The 21,400-nt window shown below is 62.5% G+C and carries 21 protein-coding genes; 16 read left to right on the top strand and 5 right to left on the bottom strand.

What is annotated here, in order from left to right:
* Nucleotides 1–42: 42 nt before the first annotated feature.
* Nucleotides 43–768: a uroporphyrinogen-III synthase gene (locus tag BMI88_RS18840; protein ID WP_078551040.1), complete on the bottom strand. Its 726-nt coding sequence runs from the start codon at nucleotides 766–768 to the stop codon at nucleotides 43–45.
* 73 nt (nucleotides 769–841) lie between these two features.
* Between BMI88_RS18840 and tsaD the strand changes: the two genes are divergently transcribed.
* The 11 genes from tsaD to phoB all read left to right on the top strand — a co-directional run bounded on the left by tsaD (nucleotide 842) and on the right by phoB (nucleotide 10,823).
* Nucleotides 842–1,936, top strand: a complete 1,095-nt coding sequence (gene tsaD, locus BMI88_RS18835) for a tRNA (adenosine(37)-N6)-threonylcarbamoyltransferase complex transferase subunit TsaD (RefSeq protein ID WP_078551039.1) — start codon at nucleotides 842–844, stop codon at nucleotides 1,934–1,936.
* Nucleotides 1,933–2,889, top strand: a complete 957-nt coding sequence (locus BMI88_RS18830) for an NAD(P)H-dependent glycerol-3-phosphate dehydrogenase (RefSeq protein WP_078551038.1) — start codon at nucleotides 1,933–1,935, stop codon at nucleotides 2,887–2,889. Before tsaD ends, BMI88_RS18830 begins: the two co-directional genes overlap by 4 nt.
* A gap of 1 nt (nucleotide 2,890) precedes the next feature.
* Entirely contained in the window at nucleotides 2,891–3,160 is a 270-nt protein-coding gene (locus tag BMI88_RS18825; RefSeq protein ID WP_078551037.1) for a YciI family protein, read from the top strand.
* Nucleotides 3,160–3,582 carry an EVE domain-containing protein gene (locus tag BMI88_RS18820; protein WP_078522684.1) on the top strand — a complete coding sequence of 141 codons (423 nt, stop codon included), beginning with the start codon at nucleotides 3,160–3,162 and terminating at the stop codon, nucleotides 3,580–3,582. Before BMI88_RS18825 ends, BMI88_RS18820 begins: the two co-directional genes overlap by 1 nt.
* A gap of 249 nt (nucleotides 3,583–3,831) precedes the next feature.
* Nucleotides 3,832–4,515, top strand: coding sequence for a CbiX/SirB N-terminal domain-containing protein (locus BMI88_RS18815; protein WP_078551036.1), 684 nt, complete (start codon nucleotides 3,832–3,834; stop codon nucleotides 4,513–4,515).
* A gap of 131 nt (nucleotides 4,516–4,646) precedes the next feature.
* Nucleotides 4,647–5,687, top strand: a complete 1,041-nt coding sequence (locus BMI88_RS18810) for a substrate-binding domain-containing protein (RefSeq protein ID WP_078551035.1) — start codon at nucleotides 4,647–4,649, stop codon at nucleotides 5,685–5,687.
* A gap of 81 nt (nucleotides 5,688–5,768) precedes the next feature.
* Entirely contained in the window at nucleotides 5,769–7,250 is a 1,482-nt protein-coding gene (gene pstC / locus BMI88_RS18805) for a phosphate ABC transporter permease subunit PstC (RefSeq protein WP_078551034.1), read from the top strand.
* Nucleotides 7,247–8,599, top strand: coding sequence for a phosphate ABC transporter permease PstA (gene pstA, locus BMI88_RS18800; protein WP_078551033.1), 1,353 nt, complete (start codon nucleotides 7,247–7,249; stop codon nucleotides 8,597–8,599). Before pstC ends, pstA begins: the two co-directional genes overlap by 4 nt.
* Nucleotides 8,600–8,614: 15 nt before the next feature.
* Entirely contained in the window at nucleotides 8,615–9,412 is a 798-nt protein-coding gene (gene pstB / locus BMI88_RS18795) for a phosphate ABC transporter ATP-binding protein PstB (RefSeq protein ID WP_078522679.1), read from the top strand.
* A gap of 14 nt (nucleotides 9,413–9,426) precedes the next feature.
* Nucleotides 9,427–10,116, top strand: coding sequence for a phosphate signaling complex protein PhoU (phoU, locus tag BMI88_RS18790; protein WP_152844554.1), 690 nt, complete (start codon nucleotides 9,427–9,429; stop codon nucleotides 10,114–10,116).
* 14 nt (nucleotides 10,117–10,130) lie between these two features.
* On the top strand, nucleotides 10,131–10,823 hold the full coding sequence (gene phoB, locus BMI88_RS18785) for a phosphate regulon transcriptional regulator PhoB (protein ID WP_078522678.1): 693 nt from the start codon (nucleotides 10,131–10,133) through the stop codon (nucleotides 10,821–10,823).
* A 39-nt stretch (nucleotides 10,824–10,862) separates the two neighbouring features.
* Here phoB and BMI88_RS18780 read toward each other — a convergent pair whose 3' ends face one another.
* Nucleotides 10,863–13,130, bottom strand: a complete 2,268-nt coding sequence (locus BMI88_RS18780) for an NADP-dependent malic enzyme (RefSeq protein ID WP_078551032.1) — start codon at nucleotides 13,128–13,130, stop codon at nucleotides 10,863–10,865.
* Between the two features lie 120 nt (nucleotides 13,131–13,250).
* Between BMI88_RS18780 and mutS the strand changes: the two genes are divergently transcribed.
* Complete coding sequence (gene mutS, locus BMI88_RS18775) at nucleotides 13,251–15,896, top strand: DNA mismatch repair protein MutS (RefSeq protein ID WP_078551031.1); 2,646 nt, start codon at nucleotides 13,251–13,253, stop codon at nucleotides 15,894–15,896.
* Between the two features lie 58 nt (nucleotides 15,897–15,954).
* On the opposite strand, the gene BMI88_RS18770 is transcribed toward mutS, so the two are convergent.
* The gene (locus tag BMI88_RS18770; protein ID WP_078522675.1) at nucleotides 15,955–16,503 is read right to left on the bottom strand and encodes a nucleotide exchange factor GrpE; all 549 of its coding nucleotides are present in this window, start codon (nucleotides 16,501–16,503) and stop codon (nucleotides 15,955–15,957) included.
* 5 nt (nucleotides 16,504–16,508) lie between these two features.
* Complete coding sequence (gene hrcA / locus BMI88_RS18765) at nucleotides 16,509–17,570, bottom strand: heat-inducible transcriptional repressor HrcA (RefSeq protein ID WP_078551030.1); 1,062 nt, start codon at nucleotides 17,568–17,570, stop codon at nucleotides 16,509–16,511.
* Nucleotides 17,571–17,688: 118 nt separating this feature from the next.
* Here hrcA and rph point away from each other — a divergent pair, with 118 nt between their 5' ends.
* Genes rph through BMI88_RS18745 form a run of 4 tightly spaced genes read left to right on the top strand, consistent with a single transcriptional unit; the run spans nucleotide 17,689 to nucleotide 20,517 of the window.
* The gene (gene rph / locus BMI88_RS18760) at nucleotides 17,689–18,402 is read left to right on the top strand and encodes a ribonuclease PH (RefSeq protein WP_078551029.1); all 714 of its coding nucleotides are present in this window, start codon (nucleotides 17,689–17,691) and stop codon (nucleotides 18,400–18,402) included.
* Entirely contained in the window at nucleotides 18,399–19,010 is a 612-nt protein-coding gene (rdgB, locus tag BMI88_RS18755) for an RdgB/HAM1 family non-canonical purine NTP pyrophosphatase (protein ID WP_078551028.1), read from the top strand. The genes rph and rdgB overlap by 4 nt, the downstream gene beginning before the upstream one ends.
* Nucleotides 19,007–20,164: a radical SAM family heme chaperone HemW gene (gene hemW, locus BMI88_RS18750; RefSeq protein WP_078551027.1), complete on the top strand. Its 1,158-nt coding sequence runs from the start codon at nucleotides 19,007–19,009 to the stop codon at nucleotides 20,162–20,164. Before rdgB ends, hemW begins: the two co-directional genes overlap by 4 nt.
* Nucleotides 20,164–20,517: a YbaN family protein gene (locus tag BMI88_RS18745; RefSeq protein ID WP_078551026.1), complete on the top strand. Its 354-nt coding sequence runs from the start codon at nucleotides 20,164–20,166 to the stop codon at nucleotides 20,515–20,517. The genes hemW and BMI88_RS18745 overlap by 1 nt, the downstream gene beginning before the upstream one ends.
* Here BMI88_RS18745 and BMI88_RS18740 read toward each other — a convergent pair whose 3' ends face one another.
* Nucleotides 20,518–21,399, bottom strand: coding sequence for a ParB/RepB/Spo0J family partition protein (locus BMI88_RS18740; protein ID WP_078551025.1), 882 nt, complete (start codon nucleotides 21,397–21,399; stop codon nucleotides 20,518–20,520).
* Nucleotide 21,400: the final 1 nt, after the last annotated feature.

Below are 21,400 nucleotides of genomic sequence, written 5' to 3'. Positions count from 1 at the left end.
AATTGCGCGCTCACATCAACTTAGAAGTCAGTCCGCGACTGCTCAACCCGCCTTTTGCCTTTGCAGCAAGACGGCAAGCGCATCGAGCATCCCTTGCGCATCGGGATGCGGGGCAACTTCCAGATGGCACAAGCTAGCGCTTTTGAGGCGAGACGCCACTGCCTCGCTCATGGCTGCGACAAAGAGCGGCGGCTTAGGCGCATCGGGCATAGAATTTAGGAAGCGATCCGCCGCGTTTGGCGAGAAAATCGGCACTAAAACAGGGCGCGATGCGCGCAGTATCGCCTGCGCTTCCTCGCTCATTGGGCGTGAGACCTGGCGGTAAATGATCGCGGATTCAGTCTCTATTCCGGCGGAATTCAGCCGGTTTTCGAGATCGAATGCGACCTGCGCTCCCCGAAGAAAGAGCAGTTTTCCGCCGAGCTCCCGCTGCGCGATCATTTCGCTCAACGCCTCCGCATCGCCCGGTCCAGAGATCGCATCGAACCCGGCCTCCCGCGCTGCCTGCGCCGTACGCTGTCCCACGCAATAGGCGCGGCGGCCCTGTCCCTGAGCCAGTCGCTGGAAAGCAGCCACGGCATTTTGCGAGGTGAAGATCGCAGTCTGAAACTCGGGGATCTGTACGTCCAGCGCCTCAATCTCCGTGAGTGGAGACATAACGACGGGCCAATCCTGCCCAAACCTGTTGCGGAATGCCTCGACGAATCCCTCTGACGCGACGGCGGGTCGCGTGACGAGGAGAATCGGTCTCTCAGGCTGGCTGTCCATCCACCGCCCCGGGATTGTGCGAACGCTTCCCCGGTGTTACCTGCGTTGGATAACCCACGCAACAGGCGCCCCGATGACCGATACGCTGACCTTTCTCGGGCTGGAATCGAGCTGCGACGATACGGCAGCGGCGATCGTGCGCCTGACGGATGGCCAGCCGGAGATCCTCTCGAGCGTCGTCGCCGGGCAGACCGATCTGCATGCGGCCTTTGGCGGCGTGGTCCCCGAAATCGCCGCGCGCGCCCATGCCGAGAAGCTCGATCTCTGCGTCGAAGAGGCGCTGGAAGAGGCCGGGCTTGGGCTCGAGGCGCTCGACGGGATCGCGGTGACGGCGGGACCGGGGCTGATCGGCGGGGTGATGTCGGGCGTGATGTGCGCCAAGGGTCTCGCCGCCGGGGCGGGTCTGCCGCTCGTCGGTGTGAACCACTTGGCGGGCCATGCGCTGACCCCGCGCCTGACCGATGGGCTCGCTTTTCCCTATCTGATGCTGCTCGTTTCCGGCGGTCACTGCCAGTTTCTGATCGCGAAAGGGCCGGAAGATTTCTCGCGGCTCGGCGGCACGATCGACGACGCGCCGGGCGAGGCCTTCGACAAGGCGGCGAAGCTGATGGCTCTGCCCCAGCCCGGCGGACCCTCCGTCGAGGCCGAGGCACGCAAGGGCGATCCCAAGGCTTTTGCCTTCCCGCGGCCCCTTCTGGATCGGCCGGGTTGCGATATGTCCTTCTCCGGGTTGAAGACCGCTCTGCTGCGCGCCCGCGATCAGGTGGTGGCAGGGCATGGCGGGCTGCCGCGCCAGATCCGCGCCGATCTTTGCGCCGGTTTTCAGCAGGCGATCGCGGATGTCCTGATCGAGAAATCACGGCGCGCCTTGGCGGAATACCTGAAACTCGCACCCGCCAACCCCGGCTTCGCGGTCGCAGGCGGTGTCGCGGCAAATCAGGCCATTCGGGCTGGATTAGAGACTGTTTCACGTGAAATGGGCGCGGATTTCGTGGCCCCGCCCTTGAAGCTTTGCACCGATAACGCGGCGATGATCGCATGGGCCGGGATCGAGAGATTCCGCAGTGGCGCGCAAGACGGGATGGACCTGACCGCCCGCCCCCGCTGGCCACTGGATCGCAGCGCCGCGCCGCTTCTCGGATCGGGAAAGAAGGGGGCCAAGGCATGAGTATTTCGGTCCTGGGCGCGGGCGCTTTCGGCACGGCGATGGCGGTGACGCTGTCGCAAAACGGGCCGGTGACCCTTTGGGCGCGCGATGCCGAGCATGTGCAGGCCATGCGTGAGAACGGTGAGAACGCGCGCCGCCTTCCGGGTGTCAAACTGCCCGAAAACGTCACTGTTTCGGCGGAAATCGCGGATGCGCTGCAGGCTGAGACGCTGCTTCTCGCGATGCCGATGCAGAAGATGGCCGGGTTTCTCGATACGCATTCCAACACGCTTACGGGCAAGACCCTCGTCTCCTGCTCCAAGGGGATTGACCTGTCCACCGGCCAGGGGCCGACGGCCCTGATCCGCGCGAAAGTCCCGGGGGCGCGGGCTGCGGTACTGACCGGGCCAAGCTTTGCCGGAGATATTGCGCGCGGCCTGCCGACTGCCCTGACGCTTGCCTGCGCAGATCATTCCGAGGAGCTGCAGGCCGAGCTGTCGACACCGACGCTGCGGCTGTATCGCACGACCGACACGACGGGGGCGGAACTCGGCGGCGCGCTAAAGAACGTCTACGCGATCGCAGCGGGTACCGTAATCGGCGCGGGGCTTGGCGATTCCGCGCGCGCCGCGCTGATGACCCGCGGTTTCGCAGAGATGCTGCGGATCGCGACGGAATTGGGCGCCCGGCCCGAGACGCTGTCGGGCCTGTCCGGCTTCGGCGATCTGGTGCTGACCTGCACCTCGACGCAATCGCGCAATTTCCGGCTCGGCTGCGCGATCGGCTCGGGCGAAGTCTTCGACCCCTCGATCACCGTCGAGGGGGCCGCGACCGCGCAGGCCCTGAACAAGCTGGCCCATGCGCGCGGGCTGGAAATTCCGGTGGCCGCGATGGTTATGGCGCTTACCGAACAGTCAATCAGCGTGGATGAGGCGATGCAGGCTCTGCTCGCCCGCCCCTTGAAGGAGGAATGAGATGTATTTTGCCGTGATCTGCCGCGACAAGCCCGGCGCTCTGCAAACCCGGATGGACAACCGCGAAAAGCACCTCGCCTATATCGAAGAAACCGGCGTGGTCTTCATGGCAGGCCCGTTTATCGAGAATGACCAGATGGTCGGCTCGCTCGTGATCGTGGAGGCCGAGAGCCTCGAGGCCGCACAGGACTGGGCCGCGAACGATCCCTACGCGAAGGCGGGGCTGTTCGAGGATGTGCAGGTCAAGGCGTGGAAAAAGGTGATCGGCTGATGCGGTACTGGCTGTTCAAATCGGAACCCAACAAGTTTTCCTGGGACGATCTGGTCGCCAAGGGCGATGCGGGCGAGGAATGGGACGGCATCCGCAACTATCTCGCGCGTAACAACATGCGCGAGATGAAGATCGGCGATCGCGGCCTGTTCTACCATTCGAATATCGGCAAGGAGGTCGTCGGCATCTGCGAGGTCGTGGCCGAGAGCCATCCGGATTCCACGACCGACGATCCGCGCTGGGATTGCGTGGACCTCAAGGCGGTGCGGCCGTTTACCAAGCCGGTCACGCTGGCCGATGTGAAAGGTGAGCCGCGCCTGTCGGAGATGTCGCTTGTGACCTCGATGCGGCTGTCGGTTCAGCCGGTCACCGAAGAGGAATGGAAGATCGTCTGCGAAATGGGCGAGACCGATCCGACTTGAACCGGATAAAACAGGAGGGTTCCGGCACCCCAGCCAGAACCCTCCTTCACCCACGTGCACCCCTACGCACCACACGTGAAACTAAATCTCGGGTCTGGCCATCCTGGCCTCTGCCTTATCCGTATATACAAAGATGCGGTCGCGCAAATGGCATCTACAGACAATATTCCTTAAATTCAGGACGTTAACGGAAAACTCACGCCGAAAACGCGTGATTGCCATAGCGCGCCGCCGCGCTAATCTAGAGGCATGCAGCCAGTCATTCTCGTAGCCCATGGATCTCCGTCCGAGCCTGAAACTCAGGAGAAGGCTCTGATTTCCTTGGCCAATAAGGTCTCGGAAGAGTTGCCCGGGCGCAAGATAGACGCCGCGACCCTTGCAAAGCCGGGATCGTTGGAGGCTGCCTTGGCGCGGCACGATAATCCGGTGATCTACCCGTATTTCATGGCGCAAGGCTGGTTCACCAAGACCGAACTTCCACGGCGGCTGGCGGCGGCGGGCTCGCACGCGCGCCAGTTGGAACCGTTTGGCGTCGATCCTGCGCTGCCCGATCTGCTGACCAGAGTGATCTTCGAGGCGCGCGCCTCGGAGGATATTCCCGCCGACTCGCCCCTGATTCTCGTGGCGCACGGGTCGAAAATATCGCGAAAATCGCGTAATTCGGTTTATGACATGGCCGAAACCTTGGGCCGCAATCCCGCGATGCCGGAGATTCATGTGGCCCTGATCGAAGAGCCCCCGTTCCTCGAAGACGTGGCCCGCGCGCACCCGGATGGCGTGTGTCTGCCCTTCTTCGCGCTGCGGGCGGGACATGTGACAGGCGATATTCCTGAGGCCTTGCAAGCAGCTAGCTATCGGGGGCACCTTTTGCCTGAAATCGGGGCCCATCGTGAGGTTCCCGTCCTGATTGCACAGGCGGTTTCGCGGGCCTGATCACGAACCTTCACGGACTCGTAGATTGTCACATAGCTGTTACATAATGTTTGCATAAGCGTCACCGAAGACCCCTAGGACCGCGCTGAGGCCACTCGACGGCCCAAATTTGAGAACACTGGGAGTGATCTATGAAATCGTTCAACCTCGCCGCCTCCGCGATCGCGATCGTTGCCGCTTCGGGCACCGCCGCTTTCGCGCGTGACAACATCCAGGTCGCCGGTTCCTCGACCGTGCTGCCCTACGCCTCCATCGTCGCCGAAGCTTTCGGTGAAAACTTCGATTACCCGACCCCGGTCGTGGAATCGGGCGGCTCCTCGGCTGGCCTGAAGCGCTTCTGCGAAGGCGTTGGCGAAAACACGATCGACGTCGCGAACGCTTCGCGCAAGATCAAGGACAAAGAAGTCGCGACCTGCGCCGACAACGGCGTCACCGACATCATGGAAGTCCGCATCGGCTATGACGGCATCGTCTTTGCTTCGCAAAAAGACGGCCCGGCCTTCAACGCTTTCACCCCCTCGGACATCTTCAACGCGCTCGGCGCGAAAGTCCTGAAGGACGGCGAAATCGTCGACAACGGCTACGCCAAGTGGAACGAGTTCAACTCCGACCTGCCGGATGCCGACATCATCGCCTTCATCCCGGGCACCAAGCACGGCACCCGTGAAGTCTTCGAAGAGAAGGTTCTGGAAGCTGGCTGTGAAGCGACCGGCGCGAAAGAAGCCTTCATCGCTTCGGGCATGGACGAAAAAGCAGCCGGCAAGGCCTGCATGGAAGTCCGCACCGACGGTAAAGCGGTCGACATCGACGGCGACTACACCGAGACCCTCGCCCGCATCGGCTCCAACCCGAACGGCATCGGCGTCTTTGGTCTGGCGTTCTACGAGAACAACACCGACAAGCTGAAAGTCGCGACCATGTCGGGCGTCGAGCCCTCGACCGAGACCATCGCTTCGGGCGAGTACCCGGTGTCGCGTCCGCTCTACTTCTACGTCAAGAAAGCGCATATCGGCGTGATCCCCGGCCTGAAAGAATACGCTGAGTTCTTCGTCTCCGACGAGATCGCTGGCCCCGACGGCCCGCTCGCTCAGTACGGCCTCGTTGCTGACCCGGAACTGGCCAAGACCCAGGACGCCGTGTCGAACGAAGTGACCATGGGTTCGGGCTCGTAATCGAGACCGCTATCTTCAGGGGGCGGCATATTTCGCTGCCCCCTTTTTCCTTTTTGGTTATTTTCAACTGGTGGGGCTGAAATGCCTGTTTTGTGGATCGTTGTGATCGTGGTCGTGCTGGCAGTCGTCGGCTTCGTGATGGGCCGTATGCGTGCGCTGCATTCGGCAGGCGAAGACCGACGGTCTCTGCACAGCCTGCCGAATTACTACGGCTTCAACGTCGCGATGTTCACCGCCGTGCCGGCGCTTCTGCTGCTGCTGGTCTGGATGGTGGCGCAGCCGCTGATCGTGAATGCCCGCGTCTCCGCCGAGATCCCCGAGGCGCTGCTGGATGGCTCGAACATGAGCCTCGTGATGTCCGATGTCCGGCGCGTCGCGGATGGTCTCGACACCGCAATTGCCCAAGGCGCGCTGAGCGCACGGCAAGCCGCGAATATCGATCTGCAAACCACGGACCTGCGCGAGGTTCTCGGCTCGGTCGGTGTCGCGCTCGGCTCCAGTGTCGATCCGGCGACGCTGAACGCGGCGCAGACCTATCGCGGCATGACCTCGACGGGCGATCTGGCGATGACGGTACTGGTCCTGCTGGCAGCCATCGCGGGCTTTGCCTTCGCCTACCTGCGCACGAACAAGGATTTCCGCGCCCGCAACACGGTGGAGAAAGGCGTGCGCGTTCTGCTGATCGCCGCGGCCTCCATCGCGATCCTGACGACGATCGGTATCGTTCTGTCGCTGGTCTTCAACACGATCGAGTTCTTCCGTCTCTATCCGATCTCCGACTTCTTCTTCGGCACGACCTGGTCGCCGAGCTTCGGGGGCGGGTCGGAGCTGGGTATCCTGCCGCTTCTCTGGGGCACGCTCTACATCTCGCTCGTGGCGCTTCTGGTCGCAGTGCCGATCGGGCTGTTCGCCGCCGTCTACCTGTCGGAATACGCGACCAAATCGGTGCGCGGCGTCGTGAAACCGCTGCTCGAAGTGCTCGCCGGTATCCCGACCATCGTTTACGGCCTTTTCGCGCTGCTGACCGTGGGCCCGTTCCTGCTGTCGATCTTCGGCGCGAATGGTCCGACCGCGGCGATGGCCGATGGTGGCTGGATGCATGCGGGCACGGCGGTGATGACCGCGGGTCTGGTGATGGGCATCATGCTGATCCCCTTCGTCTCCTCGCTGTCCGATGACATCATCAACGCGGTGCCGCAAAGTTTGCGCGACGGCTCCTATGGCCTCGGCGCGACGAAATCCGAAACGATCAAGCAGGTTATCCTGCCCGCAGCCCTGCCCGGCATCGTCGGCGCGGTGCTTCTCGCGACCTCGCGCGCCATTGGCGAGACGATGATCGTGGTGCTGGGCGCAGGCGCCGCCGCGCGGCTCAGCATGAACCCGTTCGACGCCATGACCACCGTCACCGCCAAGATCGTCTCGCAGCTGACCGGTGACGCCGATTTCGCCTCCCCCGAGGCGCTGGTCGCCTTCGCACTCGGCATGACGCTGTTCGTCCTGACGCTCGGGCTCAACATCTTCGCGCTCTACATCGTGCGCAAATACCGGGAGCAATACGAATGAGTGATGCGACCCAACACGGCGCAGGCCAACCCGCGACGCGTTCGCTGCATCATCTCGATGCGCGCACGAAACGCCGCAACGCCTCCGAGAAACGCTTCAAGGCACTCGGCATCGGCGCGATCGGGATCGGTCTCGCGTTCCTCGTGATCCTGCTGGTGACGATCGTCTCCAACGGCGCGACCGCGTTTCAGCAGACCTTTGTCGAGGTGCCGGTCTATCTGGACGCCGCGAAGCTTGACAAGAAGGGCAACCGCGATCCGGAGGATCTGAAGAAGGCGACGACCTTCACCTACAAGCCGCTGATCGAGAAAGCTCTGCTCGACGCGGTGGAGAAATCCGGCGCGACGACCGATCTCGCCAAGGCGAAGGACATGAAGAACCTGATCTCGGCCTCGGCTGCGAGCCAGGTGCGCGACGCGGTCCTCGCCGACCCGTCGCTGATCGGCACGACGGTGGATTTCAAGATCCTCGCCTCGTCGCGGGTGGACAGCTACCTCAAGGGCCGCGTGCATCGCGACGAGATCGCCAAGGACAAGAACATCACCGTGGCGCAGCTCGACCTCGTCGATCAGCTTCGCGACGCGGGCATCATCCACAAAGGTTTCAACTGGGCCTTCATCTTCGGCGCCGACGCCTCCGACAGCCGCGCCGAGCAGGCCGGGATCGGAATCTCGATGCTGGGCTCGTTCTACATGATGCTGGTGGTGCTGGTGCTGGCCCTGCCGATCGGGGTCGCTGCCTCGATTTATCTCGAAGAGTTCGCACCGAAGAACCGTATCACCGACCTGATCGAAGTGAACATCTCGAACCTCGCAGCGGTGCCGTCGATCGTCTTCGGTATCCTCGGCCTCGCGGTCTTCATCCAGTTCGCGCATCTGCCGCAATCGGCCCCGCTGGTCGGTGGCCTCGTGCTGACGCTGATGACCCTGCCGACGATCATCATCTCGACCCGTGCCGCGCTGAAAGCCGTGCCGCCCTCGATCCGCGACGCCGCTCTCGGTGTGGGTGCCTCAAAAATGCAATCGGTCTTCCACCACGTTCTGCCGCTGGCGATGCCCGGCATCCTGACCGGCACGATCATCGGTCTGGCGCAGGCTCTGGGCGAGACCGCGCCGCTCCTGCTGATCGGGATGGTGGGCTATATCGCGACCAACTCGCCGGACGGGTTCCTCGACGGCTTCGTCTCGCCCAACTCGGCCATGCCCGCGCAGATCTACGAATGGGCCAAGCGCGCCGACCCGGCATTTTACGAACGCGCCTGGGGAGGTATCATCATTCTGCTGATCTTCCTTCTGGGCATGAACATCATCGCCATCATCCTGCGCCGCAAATTCGAGCGTCGCTGGTAAGGGAGCGCGAGAAACATGGAAGACATGAGCCTGACGGAGAGAGCCGTGACCACTGACGACATCAAGATCACCGCACGCAACGTGCAGGTCCATTACGGCGACACCCACGCGATCAAGGACGTCGATGTCGATATTCTCGACAAGACCGTCACCGCGTTCATCGGCCCCTCGGGCTGCGGGAAGTCGACCTTCCTGCGCTGCCTGAACCGGATGAACGACACGATCGATATCTGCCGCGTCGAGGGCGACATCAAACTCGACGGCGAAGACATCTACGACAAGCGCGTCGATCCGGTGCAGCTGCGCGCCAAGGTCGGCATGGTGTTCCAGAAGCCGAACCCCTTTCCGAAGTCGATCTACGACAACGTGGCCTATGGGCCGAAAATCCACGGCCTGACGAAGAACAAGGCCGAGCTGGATCAGGTGGTCGAGGACTCGCTGCGCAAGGCCGCGCTGTGGAACGAGGTGAAAGATCGCCTGCACGCGCCCGGCACCGGGCTTTCGGGCGGTCAGCAACAGCGCCTGTGCATCGCGCGCGCCGTGGCGACCTCGCCGGAAGTGCTGCTGATGGACGAGCCCTGCTCGGCGCTCGACCCGATCGCGACCGCGCAGGTCGAGGAGCTGATCGACGAGCTTCGCGCGAATTTCTCGGTAGTGATCGTGACGCACTCGATGCAGCAGGCCGCACGCGTCAGTCAGAAGACCGCGTTCTTCCACCTCGGGAACCTCGTCGAATACGACGACACGGACAAGATTTTCACCAACCCGTCCGACAGCCGGACGGAAAGCTACATTACCGGCCGGATCGGCTGAGGAGGCAAATAATCATGAGCGAGCACATTCTTTCCGCCTTCGACCGCGACCTTGAGGCGGTGCAGGCATTGGTCGTCAAAATGGGCGGCCTCGTCGAGGAGCAGATCCTCGAAAGCGCCCGCGCCCTCGAAGTGCGCGATCTCGAACTGGCCGAGCAGATCCGGGCCCGTGACCGTGCCGTCGACGAGCTGGAAGAGAAGATCAACGAAGAAGCCGCGCGCCTGATCGCCCTGCGGGCCCCCGCCGCGCGCGACCTGCGCATGGCGCTTTCTGTCATCAAGATTTCTGCCAGCCTCGAACGAGTCGGCGATTACGCCAAAAACATCGCCAAGCGCACGCAGGTTCTGTCCGACGGGCCGCAGATCAGCGGCACCGCGACCGCGATCCGCCGCATGGCGGGCACGACGGAGGCGATGCTGAAAGACGCGCTCGACGCCTATATCCAGCGCGACCCGAAACTGGCCGCCGATGTGCGCGAGCGCGATCTCGAAGTGGACCAGATGTATAACGCGCTGTTCCGCGAATTCCTGACCTACATGATGGAAGACCCGCGCAACATCACGCCCTGCATGCACCTGCATTTCATCGCCAAGAACATCGAGCGGATGGGCGACCATGCGACGACGATCGCCGAGCAGGTGATCTACCTCGTGACCGGCGAAATGCCGGAAGACGCGCGCCCGAAAAGCTCGAGCGTAATGTGACGGAGACCTGAGAAATGTCGCCAGCTCAACAACCCTGCGTCCTTGTGGTTGAAGACGAAAACGCCCAGCGCGAAGTTCTCAGCTACAACCTCGAAGCCGAAGGGTTTCGCGTCGTGATGGCCGAGAACGGCGACGAGGGCCTCTTGTTCCTGAAGGAAGAGAAGCCCGATCTGATCGTGCTGGATTGGATGCTGCCCAATGTCTCGGGCATCGAGATTTGTCGCCGCGTGAAGGCCAATTCCGAGACCCGCAACATTCCTGTCATCATGCTCTCGGCGCGCTCCGAAGAGGTGGACCGGGTGCGGGGCCTCGAGACCGGCGCGGACGACTACGTCGTGAAACCCTATTCGGTCGTCGAGCTGATGGCGCGCGTCCGCACCCAGCTGCGACGCACGCGGCCCGCGACGATGGGCGAGCGGCTGAGCTTCGAGGACATCATCCTAGATGCCGAGGAACACCGCGTTTTCCGCAACGGCCAGCCGCTGAAACTCGGTCCGACCGAGTTCCGGCTGCTCTCGACGATGATGGAAAAACCTGGCCGCGTCTGGACCCGCGATCAACTGCTCGACCGGGTCTGGGGCCGCGACATCTATGTCGACACCCGCACCATCGACGTCCATGTCGGGCGGCTGCGCAAGGCGCTGATGGCCAATGGCGGGGATGATCCGGTGCGCACGGTGCGCGGCACGGGCTACGCGCTGGGATAAAGCGAAACAGGCGCGCGGATCACCGCGCGCCTTTTCAATTCAGTCCTTCAGGCACAGCTTGCACGAGGCAAGCGCCGCCATGTTGAGGATGTCGTTCACCGTCGACGTGGTCGAGCACAGCTGCACCGCGTGGCTCGTCCCGGTCAGGATCGGGCCGATCACGGTCGCGCCCGCCATCTCCTGCATCAGTTTCACAGAAATCGAGGCCGAATGGCGTGCCGGCACGACGAGAATGTTGGCGGGGCCGGTCAGACGGCAGAACGGGTAGTTCTTCATCTGATCCATGTTGAGCGCCACATCGACGGTCATCTCGCCATCATATTCGAAATCCGCCCCGCGCGCGTCGAGCACCTTCGGCGCGACATGCATCTTCGTGGCGCGTTCCGAGACCGGATAGCCGAAGGTCGAGAAGGAACAGAAGGCCACGCGCGGCTCGAGGCCCAGACCCCGCGCCACATGCGCGCCCGCCGTCGCGATATCGGCCAGATCGTTCTCGTCGGGCCATTCATGCACCAGCGTATCGCCGATCAGCACCACGCGACCCTTGTTCAGCAGGGCAGTGATCCCGACCGCCCCATCCGAGGGCTTGGCGTCGATCACCTTGTTGATCAGCTCCAGCACATGGGCCGATTTCCGGGTCGCACCCGTGACCATTGCATCACCATGCCCATGCACCAGCATCAGCGCCGCGAAGACATGCCGGTCGCGCGTCGCCAGCTTATGCGCATCCTCGCGGTCCACACCCTGCCGTTGCAGGCGCTTATACAGGAAGTCCTTGTAGGTCTCGGTATGCTTGGAATTCGCGGCATTCACCACGCGCAGTTCGCGATAGGCATCGCCCAAACCTGCCGTTTCCAGCTTTTCCTTCACATCCTGCTCGCGACCCACGACCAGCGCCTCGCCCATGCCGGAGCGCTGATAGGCCACGGCGGCGCGCAGCACCCGCTCGTCATCGCCCTCGGCAAAGATCATCTTCGCCTGCGCCTGACGCGCACGGCTCTGGATGCCCTGCAGGATCGACGCGGTCGGGTCCATCCGCGCTTTCAGGCTTTGGGCATAGCCCTCCATGTCGATGATCGGACGGCGCGCAACGCCGGTATCCATCCCGGCCTTCGCGACCGCCGGCGGGATCACGTGGATCAGCCGTGGGTCGAAAGGCGTCGGAATGATGTAATCGCGCCCGAAGCTGAGCTTGCGCCCATAGGCCATCGCGACCTCGTCGGGCACATCCTCGCGGGCAAGCTCCGCCAGAGCGTTGGCGCAGGCGATCTTCATCTCGTCATTGATCGCGCGGGCATGGATGTCGAGCGCGCCGCGGAACAGGTAGGGGAAGCCGAGGACGTTGTTCACCTGGTTCGGATAGTCCGACCGCCCCGTCGCCACGATCGCATCCGGGCGCACCGATTGCGCCTCTTCCGGCGTGATCTCCGGGTCCGGATTCGCCATCGCGAAAATCACCGGATTGTCGGCCATCGACTGCACCATCTCGGGCGTCACCGCGCCCTTGGCCGACACGCCAAGGAACACATCCGCGCCTTCCATCGCCTCGTCCAGCGAGCGCGCATCCGTCACCGCCGCATGGGCAGATTTCCACTGGTTCATGCCCTCGGTACGACCTTGATAGATCACACCCTTGGTGTCGCACATGATGCAATTGTCGTGCTTCGCGCCCATCGCCTTCACGAGCTCCAGACAGGCGATGCCCGCAGCGCCCGCGCCGTTCAGCACGATCTTGCAGTCCTCGATCTTCTTGCCCGACAGCTCCAGCGCGTTGATCAACCCCGCCGCACAGATCACCGCCGTGCCGTGCTGATCGTCGTGGAACACCGGGATGTCCATCAACTCCTTGAGCCGCTGCTCGATGATGAAACATTCCGGCGCCTTGATATCCTCGAGGTTGATCCCCCCGAAGGTCGGCCCCATCAGTTTCACCGCGTTGATGATCTCGTCGGCATCCTCGGTATCGAGCTCGATATCGATCGCGTTCACGTCGGCGAACCGCTTGAAGAGGACCGCCTTGCCCTCCATCACCGGTTTCGAAGCCAGCGCCCCGAGATTGCCAAGCCCCAGAATGGCCGAGCCGTTCGAGATCACGGCGACCATGTTTCCCTTCACGGTGTAATCGTAGGCCAGCTCGGGGTTTTCCGCGATCGCCTCCACCGGCACGGCAACGCCGGGGCTGTAGGCTAGCGACAGATCGCGCTGCGATGTCATGGGCTTCGACGCGGTGATGTCGTATTTCCCCGGATGCGGGTCGAGGTGATAGGCCAACGCCTCTTCGGGCGTGATACGGTTCTTGCTGGGCATTGGGCCGGTGCTCCTCCTGCAGGTCCGAACCCGTTTAACGTCCCGTGATCCGTCACTCAACGGAATTGCGCCCGAATCCGGGGTTTTGTAGGGTCGCGCGACCAGCAAATGGGGGGGCACATGGCCAAGCCGACCGTCACACCGATGATGGAACAGTATCTGGGGATCAAGGAGGCCAATCCGGGCGCGCTCCTGTTCTATCGGATGGGTGATTTCTACGAGATGTTCTTTCAGGACGCGGTGGATGCCGCGTCCGCCCTCGACATTGCGCTGACCAAGCGCGGACAGCATCTGGGCGAGGACATCGCGATGTGCGGCGTTCCCGTGCACGCGGCTGAGGGCTATCTGCTAACGCTGATCCGCAAAGGCTTCCGCGTGGCCATTGCCGAGCAGATGGAAGACCCGGCCGAGGCGAAGAAGCGCGGCTCGAAATCCGTCGTGAAACGCGATGTGGTGCGGTTGGTCACGCCCGGCACGCTGACCGAGGAAAGCCTGCTGGAGGCGCGTCGCCACAACTTCCTCGCCGCTTGGGCGGAAGTTCGCGACGAGGCCGCGATCGCCTGGGTCGATATCTCCACCGGCGAGTTCCGCGTGACGCCCTGCCCGTTGTCGCGGCTGGGCCCCGAGCTTGCCCGGCTTGCGCCACGTGAAGTGCTGGTCAGCGAGGCCAAAGAGGCCGATTGCGCCGAAATAGTCTCTGATATGCGGGCCGCGATGACGCCCTTGTCCCGTGCGAGCTTCGACAGTCAGGCCGCCGAGACGCGGCTTCTGTCGCTCTATTCGATCGGATCGCTCGACGCGTTCGGCAGCTTCACCCGCGCCGAGATGGCCGCGATGGGCGCGATCGTCGATTACCTCGAGATCACGCAGAAAGGGAAACTGCCCCTGCTTCGCCGTCCCGTGCATGAAGACAGCGGCGCGGCGATGCAGATCGACGCCGCCACGCGCCGCAATCTGGAACTGACGCAGGCTCTGTCGGGCGGACGCGAGGGCTCGCTCCTCAACGCGATCGACCGCACCGTGACGGCGGGCGGGGCACGGCTTCTCGAACGCCGGATCTCCGCCCCGTCCCGGAACCTGACCGAGATCCACGCACGGCACGATTCTGTCCGTTTTCTGCTGGAACAGGGTCGATTTGCAGAAGATATCCGCGCCGACCTGAAGCGCTGCCCTGATATGGATCGCGCGCTGTCACGCCTCGCCCTCGACCGCGGCGGCCCGCGCGACATGGCCGCGATCCGCAACGGGCTGGAGCAGGCCGAGCGGATTGCCGAAGCCGTGGCGAACGTCGCGGCCCCGCCGCTGCTCGCCGAGGCTGCGAAAGCCCTTATGGGCCATGACGATCTCACCGCCCTTCTGGATGCGGCGCTTATCGCGGAACCGCCGCTTCTCGCGCGCGATGGCGGTTTCATCGCGACGGGTTACGACGAGGATCTAGACCAGACGCGCCAGCTGCGTGACGAAGGCCGCGGCGTGATCGCGAAGATGCAGGCGGAATATATAGAGGCCACCGGAATCAATTCGCTGAAGATCAAGCACAACAACGTGCTGGGCTATTTCATCGAAACCACGGCCACCCATGCCGAGAAGATGCTCGCCCCGCCGCTGTCGGAACGCTTCATCCACCGTCAGACCACCGCGAACCAGGTGCGTTTCACGACCGTCGAACTGAGCGAAATCGAAACCCGGATTCTCAATGCCGGGAACCATGCGTTGGAGATCGAAAAAAGGCTCTATTCCAGCCTAAGACAGGCCATTCTCGACCGCGCAGGCCCAATCAACGAAGCCTCGCGCGCGCTTGCCGAAATCGACCTCTCCAGCGCTTTCGCGACGCTGGCCCGCAACGAAGACTGGGCAGAACCCACCGTCGATGACAGCCACGCCTTCGAGATTGAGGGCGGGCGGCATCCGGTCGTCGAAGCCTCGCTGAAGAAATCCGGCGAGCCTTTCATCGCGAATGACTGCGAACTGACCGAGGGCGCGACCCCCGCGATCTGGCTGCTCACCGGTCCGAACATGGCCGGTAAATCGACCTTCCTGCGGCAGAACGCCCTGATCGCGCTTCTCGCCCAGGCGGGCAGCTTCGTTCCGGCGAAATCCGCCCATATCGGTCTTGTGTCTCAGCTCTTCAGCCGTGTCGGCGCGGCGGACGATCTGGCACGAGGCCGGTCGACCTTCATGGTCGAGATGGTCGAAACTGCCGCGATCCTCAATCAGGCCGACGACCGCGCTCTGGTGATCCTCGACGAGATCGGCCGCGGCACCGCGACCTATGACGGGCTCTCGATCGCCTGGGCGGTCATGGAGCATCTGCACGCGTCCAACCGCTGCCGGGCCCTCTTCGCGACCCATTACCACGAGATGACCGCGCTGTCGGCCAAGCTGGACGGCGTCGAGAATGCGACCGTCGCGGTGAAGGAGTGGGAAGGCGAGGTGATCTTCCTGCACGAAGTTCGCAAAGGCGCCGCCGACCGCTCCTACGGGGTTCAGGTCGCGCGCCTCGCCGGGCTTCCGCATTCCGTCGTGGAACGCGCCCGGATCGTGCTCGATGCGCTGGAGAAGGGCGAACGCGAAGGTGGCGGCAAGAAACAGGCGGTGATCGACGATCTGCCGCTGTTTTCAGTGTCTAACACACCGCAACCGGCCGCCGCGCCAGCAGGTCCGTCAGAATTGGAAGAGCGGCTGAAAGCCCTCATTCCAGACGACATGACACCGAAAGACGCGCTCGACGCCCTTTACGAGCTTCGCGCGCTTCTCACGGAGTGATCTTCGTTTTGGGGAAAATATCCCGGGGGTCTGGGGGCAGCGCCCCCAGCCTGTCCGATCAGGATTTCGGAGTGGAGCTGACGCCCACTTTCGCCGGCCGCAGAAGCCGGTCGTGGATCATGAAGCCGTTCTCCATGACCTGAATGATGTCGCCGGCCTTGGTGCCGGGCGCGGGCGCTTCGAACATCGCCTCATGCATCTGCGGGTCGAATTTCTCGCCGACCTCGGGCGCCACCGTGGTGATGCCGTGACGGGCGAACACGTTCAGCAATTCGCGCTGGGTCAGTTCGACCCCTTCGAGGAACGGCCCGGCCTGCGAACGCACGTCCTCATTCGCGGCTTCGAGCGCACGCGAGAGCGCGTCGAACACGGGCAGCATGTCGCGCGCCAGACGCGTCCCACCGTAATTCGAGGCTTCCTGACGCTCTTTGTCGGCACGTTTGCGCGCATTCTCGGCATCTGCCAGCGCGCGCATGAATCGGTCGCGATAATCGTCGCGCTCGGCACGCAATGCCTCGAGCTCGTCTTCCTCATGGGACAGCACATCCTCGAAGCTCTCGTCGATATGCGCCTGATCCTCGGCAATCTCGTCTTTTTTCTCGCTCATGCCATTCATCCTTTGCCCTGGCCGGAGATCATCCGCCCGACCAGTTGCGCTGTGTAGTCCACGATCGGCACGATGCGCCCGTAGTTGAGCCGGGTCGGCCCAATCACGCCCACCGCACCAATGATCTTTCGGTCAGCGTTCATATATGGAGAGACAACCAAAGAGGAACCCGAAAGAGAGAAAAGTTTGTTCTCAGAGCCAATAAAAATACGCACGCCCTCGCCATCCTCGGCGAGATCGAGGAATTCGGCGATGTCACGTTTCCGTTCGAGATCATCGAACAGAGAGCGGATGCGGTCGAGATCATCTTCGGAGCCCAAAAGATTGGCACGACCGCGCACGATCAGCCGCTCGTAGCGCTCGCCCTTGTTCTCCCAGGCTGCCAACCCGCTGTCGATCAGTTCGGTCGCGAGCGAATCGATTTCGGTGCGATGGTTCGCGATCTGGCGCGCAATGTGACCGCGCAGTTCCGACAGGGTCTTCCCCTCCGCCATCGCGTTGAGGAAATTCGCCGCCTCCCGCATCGAGGACGGCGTCTGGCCCAGTGGCGGTGTGAAGACGCGGTTTTCAACCTGACCGTCCGCGAAGACGAGCACCACCAGCGCCCGGTCGGGCGAGAGCGAGACGAATTCGATGTGCCGGATCGGGGCTTCGTGTTTCGGCGTCAGAACGAGGCTCGCGCCCTGTGTCATTCCCGAAAGCGCGCTCGAAACCCGGTCCAACAAAGACCCTACATCGCCTGAATTCGCGCCCATCGTGGCATCCAGCGCGGCGCGGTCTTCGTCACCGAGATGGTTCACCTCCATCACCCCATCGACGAACAGCCGCAGACCCGTCTGGGTCGGAACACGTCCGGCCGAGACATGAGGGCTATCCAGAAGTCCGAGATATTCGAGGTCCTGCATCACGTTGCGGATCGTCGCCGCGGACAGCTTCTCGTTCATCTCTCGGGTCAGGCTCCGCGAGCCCACGGGACCGCCAGTCGTGAGATAGCCTTCGACCACCCGGCGAAACACTTCGCGGGAGCGGTCGTTCAGTTCGGAAAGAATATCGTTCTGGTCACTCATCGCGCTTCATCCCTGCTGACTTAAAGCCGCGCGAAGCCGAAGGTCAATCACGGCACGGGGGTTGCATCGCTGCGCATGGGCGATCAAATGGGGTGAATTCATTAGAAAGGTCCCCACGATGCGCCCATCCGGCAGAGAGTTAAGTGAACTTCGCCCGATTTCAATCGAGACCGGGGTTACGAAACACGCAGAAGGGTCTTGCCTGATCAAAATGGGCGACACCCACGTGCTGTGCACCGCCACGATCGAAGACCGCGCGCCGTCTTTCCTCAAAGGCTCTGGCCTTGGTTGGGTGACGGCAGAATACGGCATGCTGCCGCGCGCGACCAACACGCGCAACCGTCGCGAGGCCGCGGCGGGCAAGCAAGGCGGAAGAACCATTGAAATTCAACGGCTTATCGGTCGTGCGCTGCGCGCTGGCGTTGATCGTTCGGCGCTTGGCGAACGTCAAATCGTCGTCGATTGCGATGTGATCCAAGCCGATGGCGGCACGCGCTGCGCCTCGATCACCGGCGGTTGGGTCGCGCTGCGTCTCGCCACGAACAAGCTGCTGAAATCGGGCGCTTGCACTTCGGATCCGTTGCTCGACCACGTCGCAGCTCTCTCCTGCGGCATTTATGCGGGCCAGCCGGTCGCCGATCTCGACTATGCCGAGGATAGCGAAGCGGGCACTGACGGGAATTTCATCATGACCGGGCGCGGCAAGTTGATCGAAGTGCAGATGTCGGCAGAAGGTGCGACCTTCTCGCGCGAACAGATGGATCGGCTTCTCGATCTAGCCGAGGAAGGTGCGGCGAAGCTTGTCGAAATGCAGAAAGCCGCAGTCGAATGAGAAGCTTCACCGAAAAGAAGCTGCTGGTTGCGACCCATAACGCCGGAAAGCTCGAGGAGATCAAAGCGATCCTCGCGCCTTTCGGCGTCGAGGTCGTCGGCGCGAAGGAGATGAACCTCCCCGAGCCGGAAGAAACCGAGAGCACCTTCGTCGGCAACGCGCGGATCAAGGCCCATGCGGCGGCGAAAGCGACCGGCCTGCCCGCCTTGGCGGACGATTCCGGCATCGAAGTCGACTGTCTCGACGGTGCGCCGGGCGTTTACACGGCCGATTGGGCGACCACGCCGAACGGGCGCGACTTCACCATGGCGATGGAAAAAACCTGGAAAGCCTGCGACGAGATCGAAGCGGAGCTGCCGCGGACCGCGCGCTTCCGCTCCACCCTGGTTCTCGCCTGGCCCGACGGGCATGACGAGGTGTTCGACGGCCGTGTCGAAGGTCAGCTGGTTTGGCCGATGCGCGGCGCTCTCGGGCATGGCTATGATCCGATGTTCCAGCCCGATGGTTTTGAGCTGACCTTCGCGGAGATGGATCCCGCGCAAAAGAACGAGATTTCGCACCGTGCGGATGCTTTCCGCAAGTTCGTGACGATTTTCGACGCGCAATGACCGAGGATTGGCGGCACGGAGGGTTCGGCCTCTACCTTCACTGGCCGTTTTGTGCCGCCAAATGCCCCTATTGCGACTTCAATTCCCATGTCGCGACCGCCATCGACCAGAAACGATGGCTCTCTGCCTATCTCAGCGAACTCGACCGTTATGCGGCACAGACGGAAGGCCGGATTCTGAACACGGTTTTCTTCGGCGGCGGCACACCCTCGCTGATGGATCCCGACATCGTCGCCGCAATCATCGAGCGCATCCGCAGAAACTGGCAAACCAGCAACGATTTCGAGATTACCCTCGAAGCGAACCCCACAAGTGTCGAATCTGGGCGGTTTAGAGCCTTTTCCGAGGCTGGCGTGAACCGCGTCTCGATGGGGATGCAGGCCCTGAATGACGAAGACCTCCGCCGTTTGGGCCGGATGCACTCGGTCGCGGAAGGCCAGAAAGCCTTCGACATCGCGCGCAAGCAATTCGAGCGTGTGAGCTTCGATCTGATCTACGCGCGCCAGCACCAGACGATCGAAGATTGGAAAGCAGAGCTGGATGAGGCGCTGAAAATGGCGGTCGACCATCTCTCGCTCTACCAGCTGACCATCGAACCCGGCACGGTTTTCGGCGCACGTCACGACGCCGGCAAGCTCCGCGGTATTCCGGAGGACGACATCTCCGCCGAAATGTATTTCGCGACGCAGGAAATCTGCGAAAAGCACGGCCTACCCGCCTATGAGATATCGAACCATGCCCGCCCGGGCGCCGAGAGCCGCCACAACCTGATTTATTGGCGTTATGGCGACTATATCGGTATCGGTCCTGGCGCGCATGGGCGCATGACCGAAAATGGTGTCCGCCACGCCACCGATACGCTCAAACAGCCCGGCGCCTGGCTTGCGCAGGTGGAAAAAACCGGTGCCGGAGAGAATGAACGCGCCGCCCTGCCCCGCGAAGAGCAGGCAATCGAGTATCTTCTCTTCGCGCTGCGCCTGTCCGAAGGGCTCGAGATGGAACGGTTCAACACGATCTCGCGTTCACCGCTCGATGAGGCGACAATGCGCCATCTTGAGGATATCGGCATGGTTGAGAGAGAGAACGGATTTCTGCGCGCGACGGATCAAGGCCGCCCGGTCTTGAACGCCATTATTCGCGATCTCATCCCCTGATGCGCATCCTCTGGCTCACGCTTGGCATCATCTCGGCCGGAATCGGGATCATCGGGCTATTTCTGCCGCTCGTCCCGACCGTTCCGTTGATGCTTCTGGCGACGTTTTGCTTCGCGCGATCCTCTGATCGTCTGCACAACTGGATCATCACCCATCCGCGCTTCGGACCGCAGATCATAGACTGGCAAGAGCGCCGCGCCATCGCGAAACGCGCGAAAATCGCGGCAACAGTGTCTGTTTTCGCGGCTTTCGGCCTGTCTTTGGTCTTCCGGTTACCGGTCGAAATCCTGGCAATTCAGGGGATCACCTTGCTCGGCGTCCTGATTTTCATCTGGACGCGCCCGAATAGCTGATCAGCCGTTGCTGAGCATCTGGCAAAGCTTGTCGAGCTCCTCCAGATCGTCGTAAGAAATCGTAATCTTGCCACCGCCGCTGCTGGTATGATCGATCGCGACCTTCATCCCGATCGTCGCGGACAGATCGCCCTCGAGCGCCCGCGTGTCAGCGTCTTTCTGGGGTTTTGGACGCGCTTTACGCTCTTCCCCGCCCTGCTGCTTCTTCGCAAGTTTCTCGACGTCGCGCACCGAAAGCGTCTTCGCGACGGCCTGTTTTGCCAGGCTGACCGGATCTTCGGCGGTGATCATCGCCCGCGCATGACCGGCAGACAACTTCCCCTCGCGCAGATAAACCTGCACTTCTTCGGGCAGTTGCAGCAGACGCATCAGATTCGCGATGTGGCTACGGCTTTTCGACAGCGCCTCGGCCAGTTTTTCCTGCGTATGCCCGAAGCGGCTCATCAACTGCTTATACGCAAGCGCCTCTTCGAGCGCATTGAGGTCGGCGCGCTGAATATTCTCGATGATCGCGACTTCCAGAACTTCCGTGTCATTGAATTCGCGAATGATGACCGGAAGCTGGTGCAGCTTGGCCATCTGCGACGCGCGCCACCGGCGTTCACCGGCCACAATCTCGTAATGATCGGGCTTCGTCGGATGTTTGCGCACGATAAGCGGCTGAATCACACCCTTCTCGCGGATCGAAGACGCCAGTTCTTCCAAAGCGGCCGGCTCGAAATCGCGACGCGGCTGATCGGGGTTCGGCTCGATCTTCTCGACCGGGACATATTGCTCCGGGCGACGCGGAGACGTCGTCGTCTCGGTCGGATTCAAATCAACATCCGCCATCAAAGCCGACAAACCACGCCCCAATCCACGCTTTTCGCGTTCTTTCGCCATT

This window comes from Thioclava sp. F36-6 (assembly GCF_002020305.1).
Taxonomy (GTDB): domain Bacteria; phylum Pseudomonadota; class Alphaproteobacteria; order Rhodobacterales; family Rhodobacteraceae; genus Thioclava; species Thioclava sediminum.
This window is presented reverse-complemented; position numbering and strand designations above follow the sequence as displayed.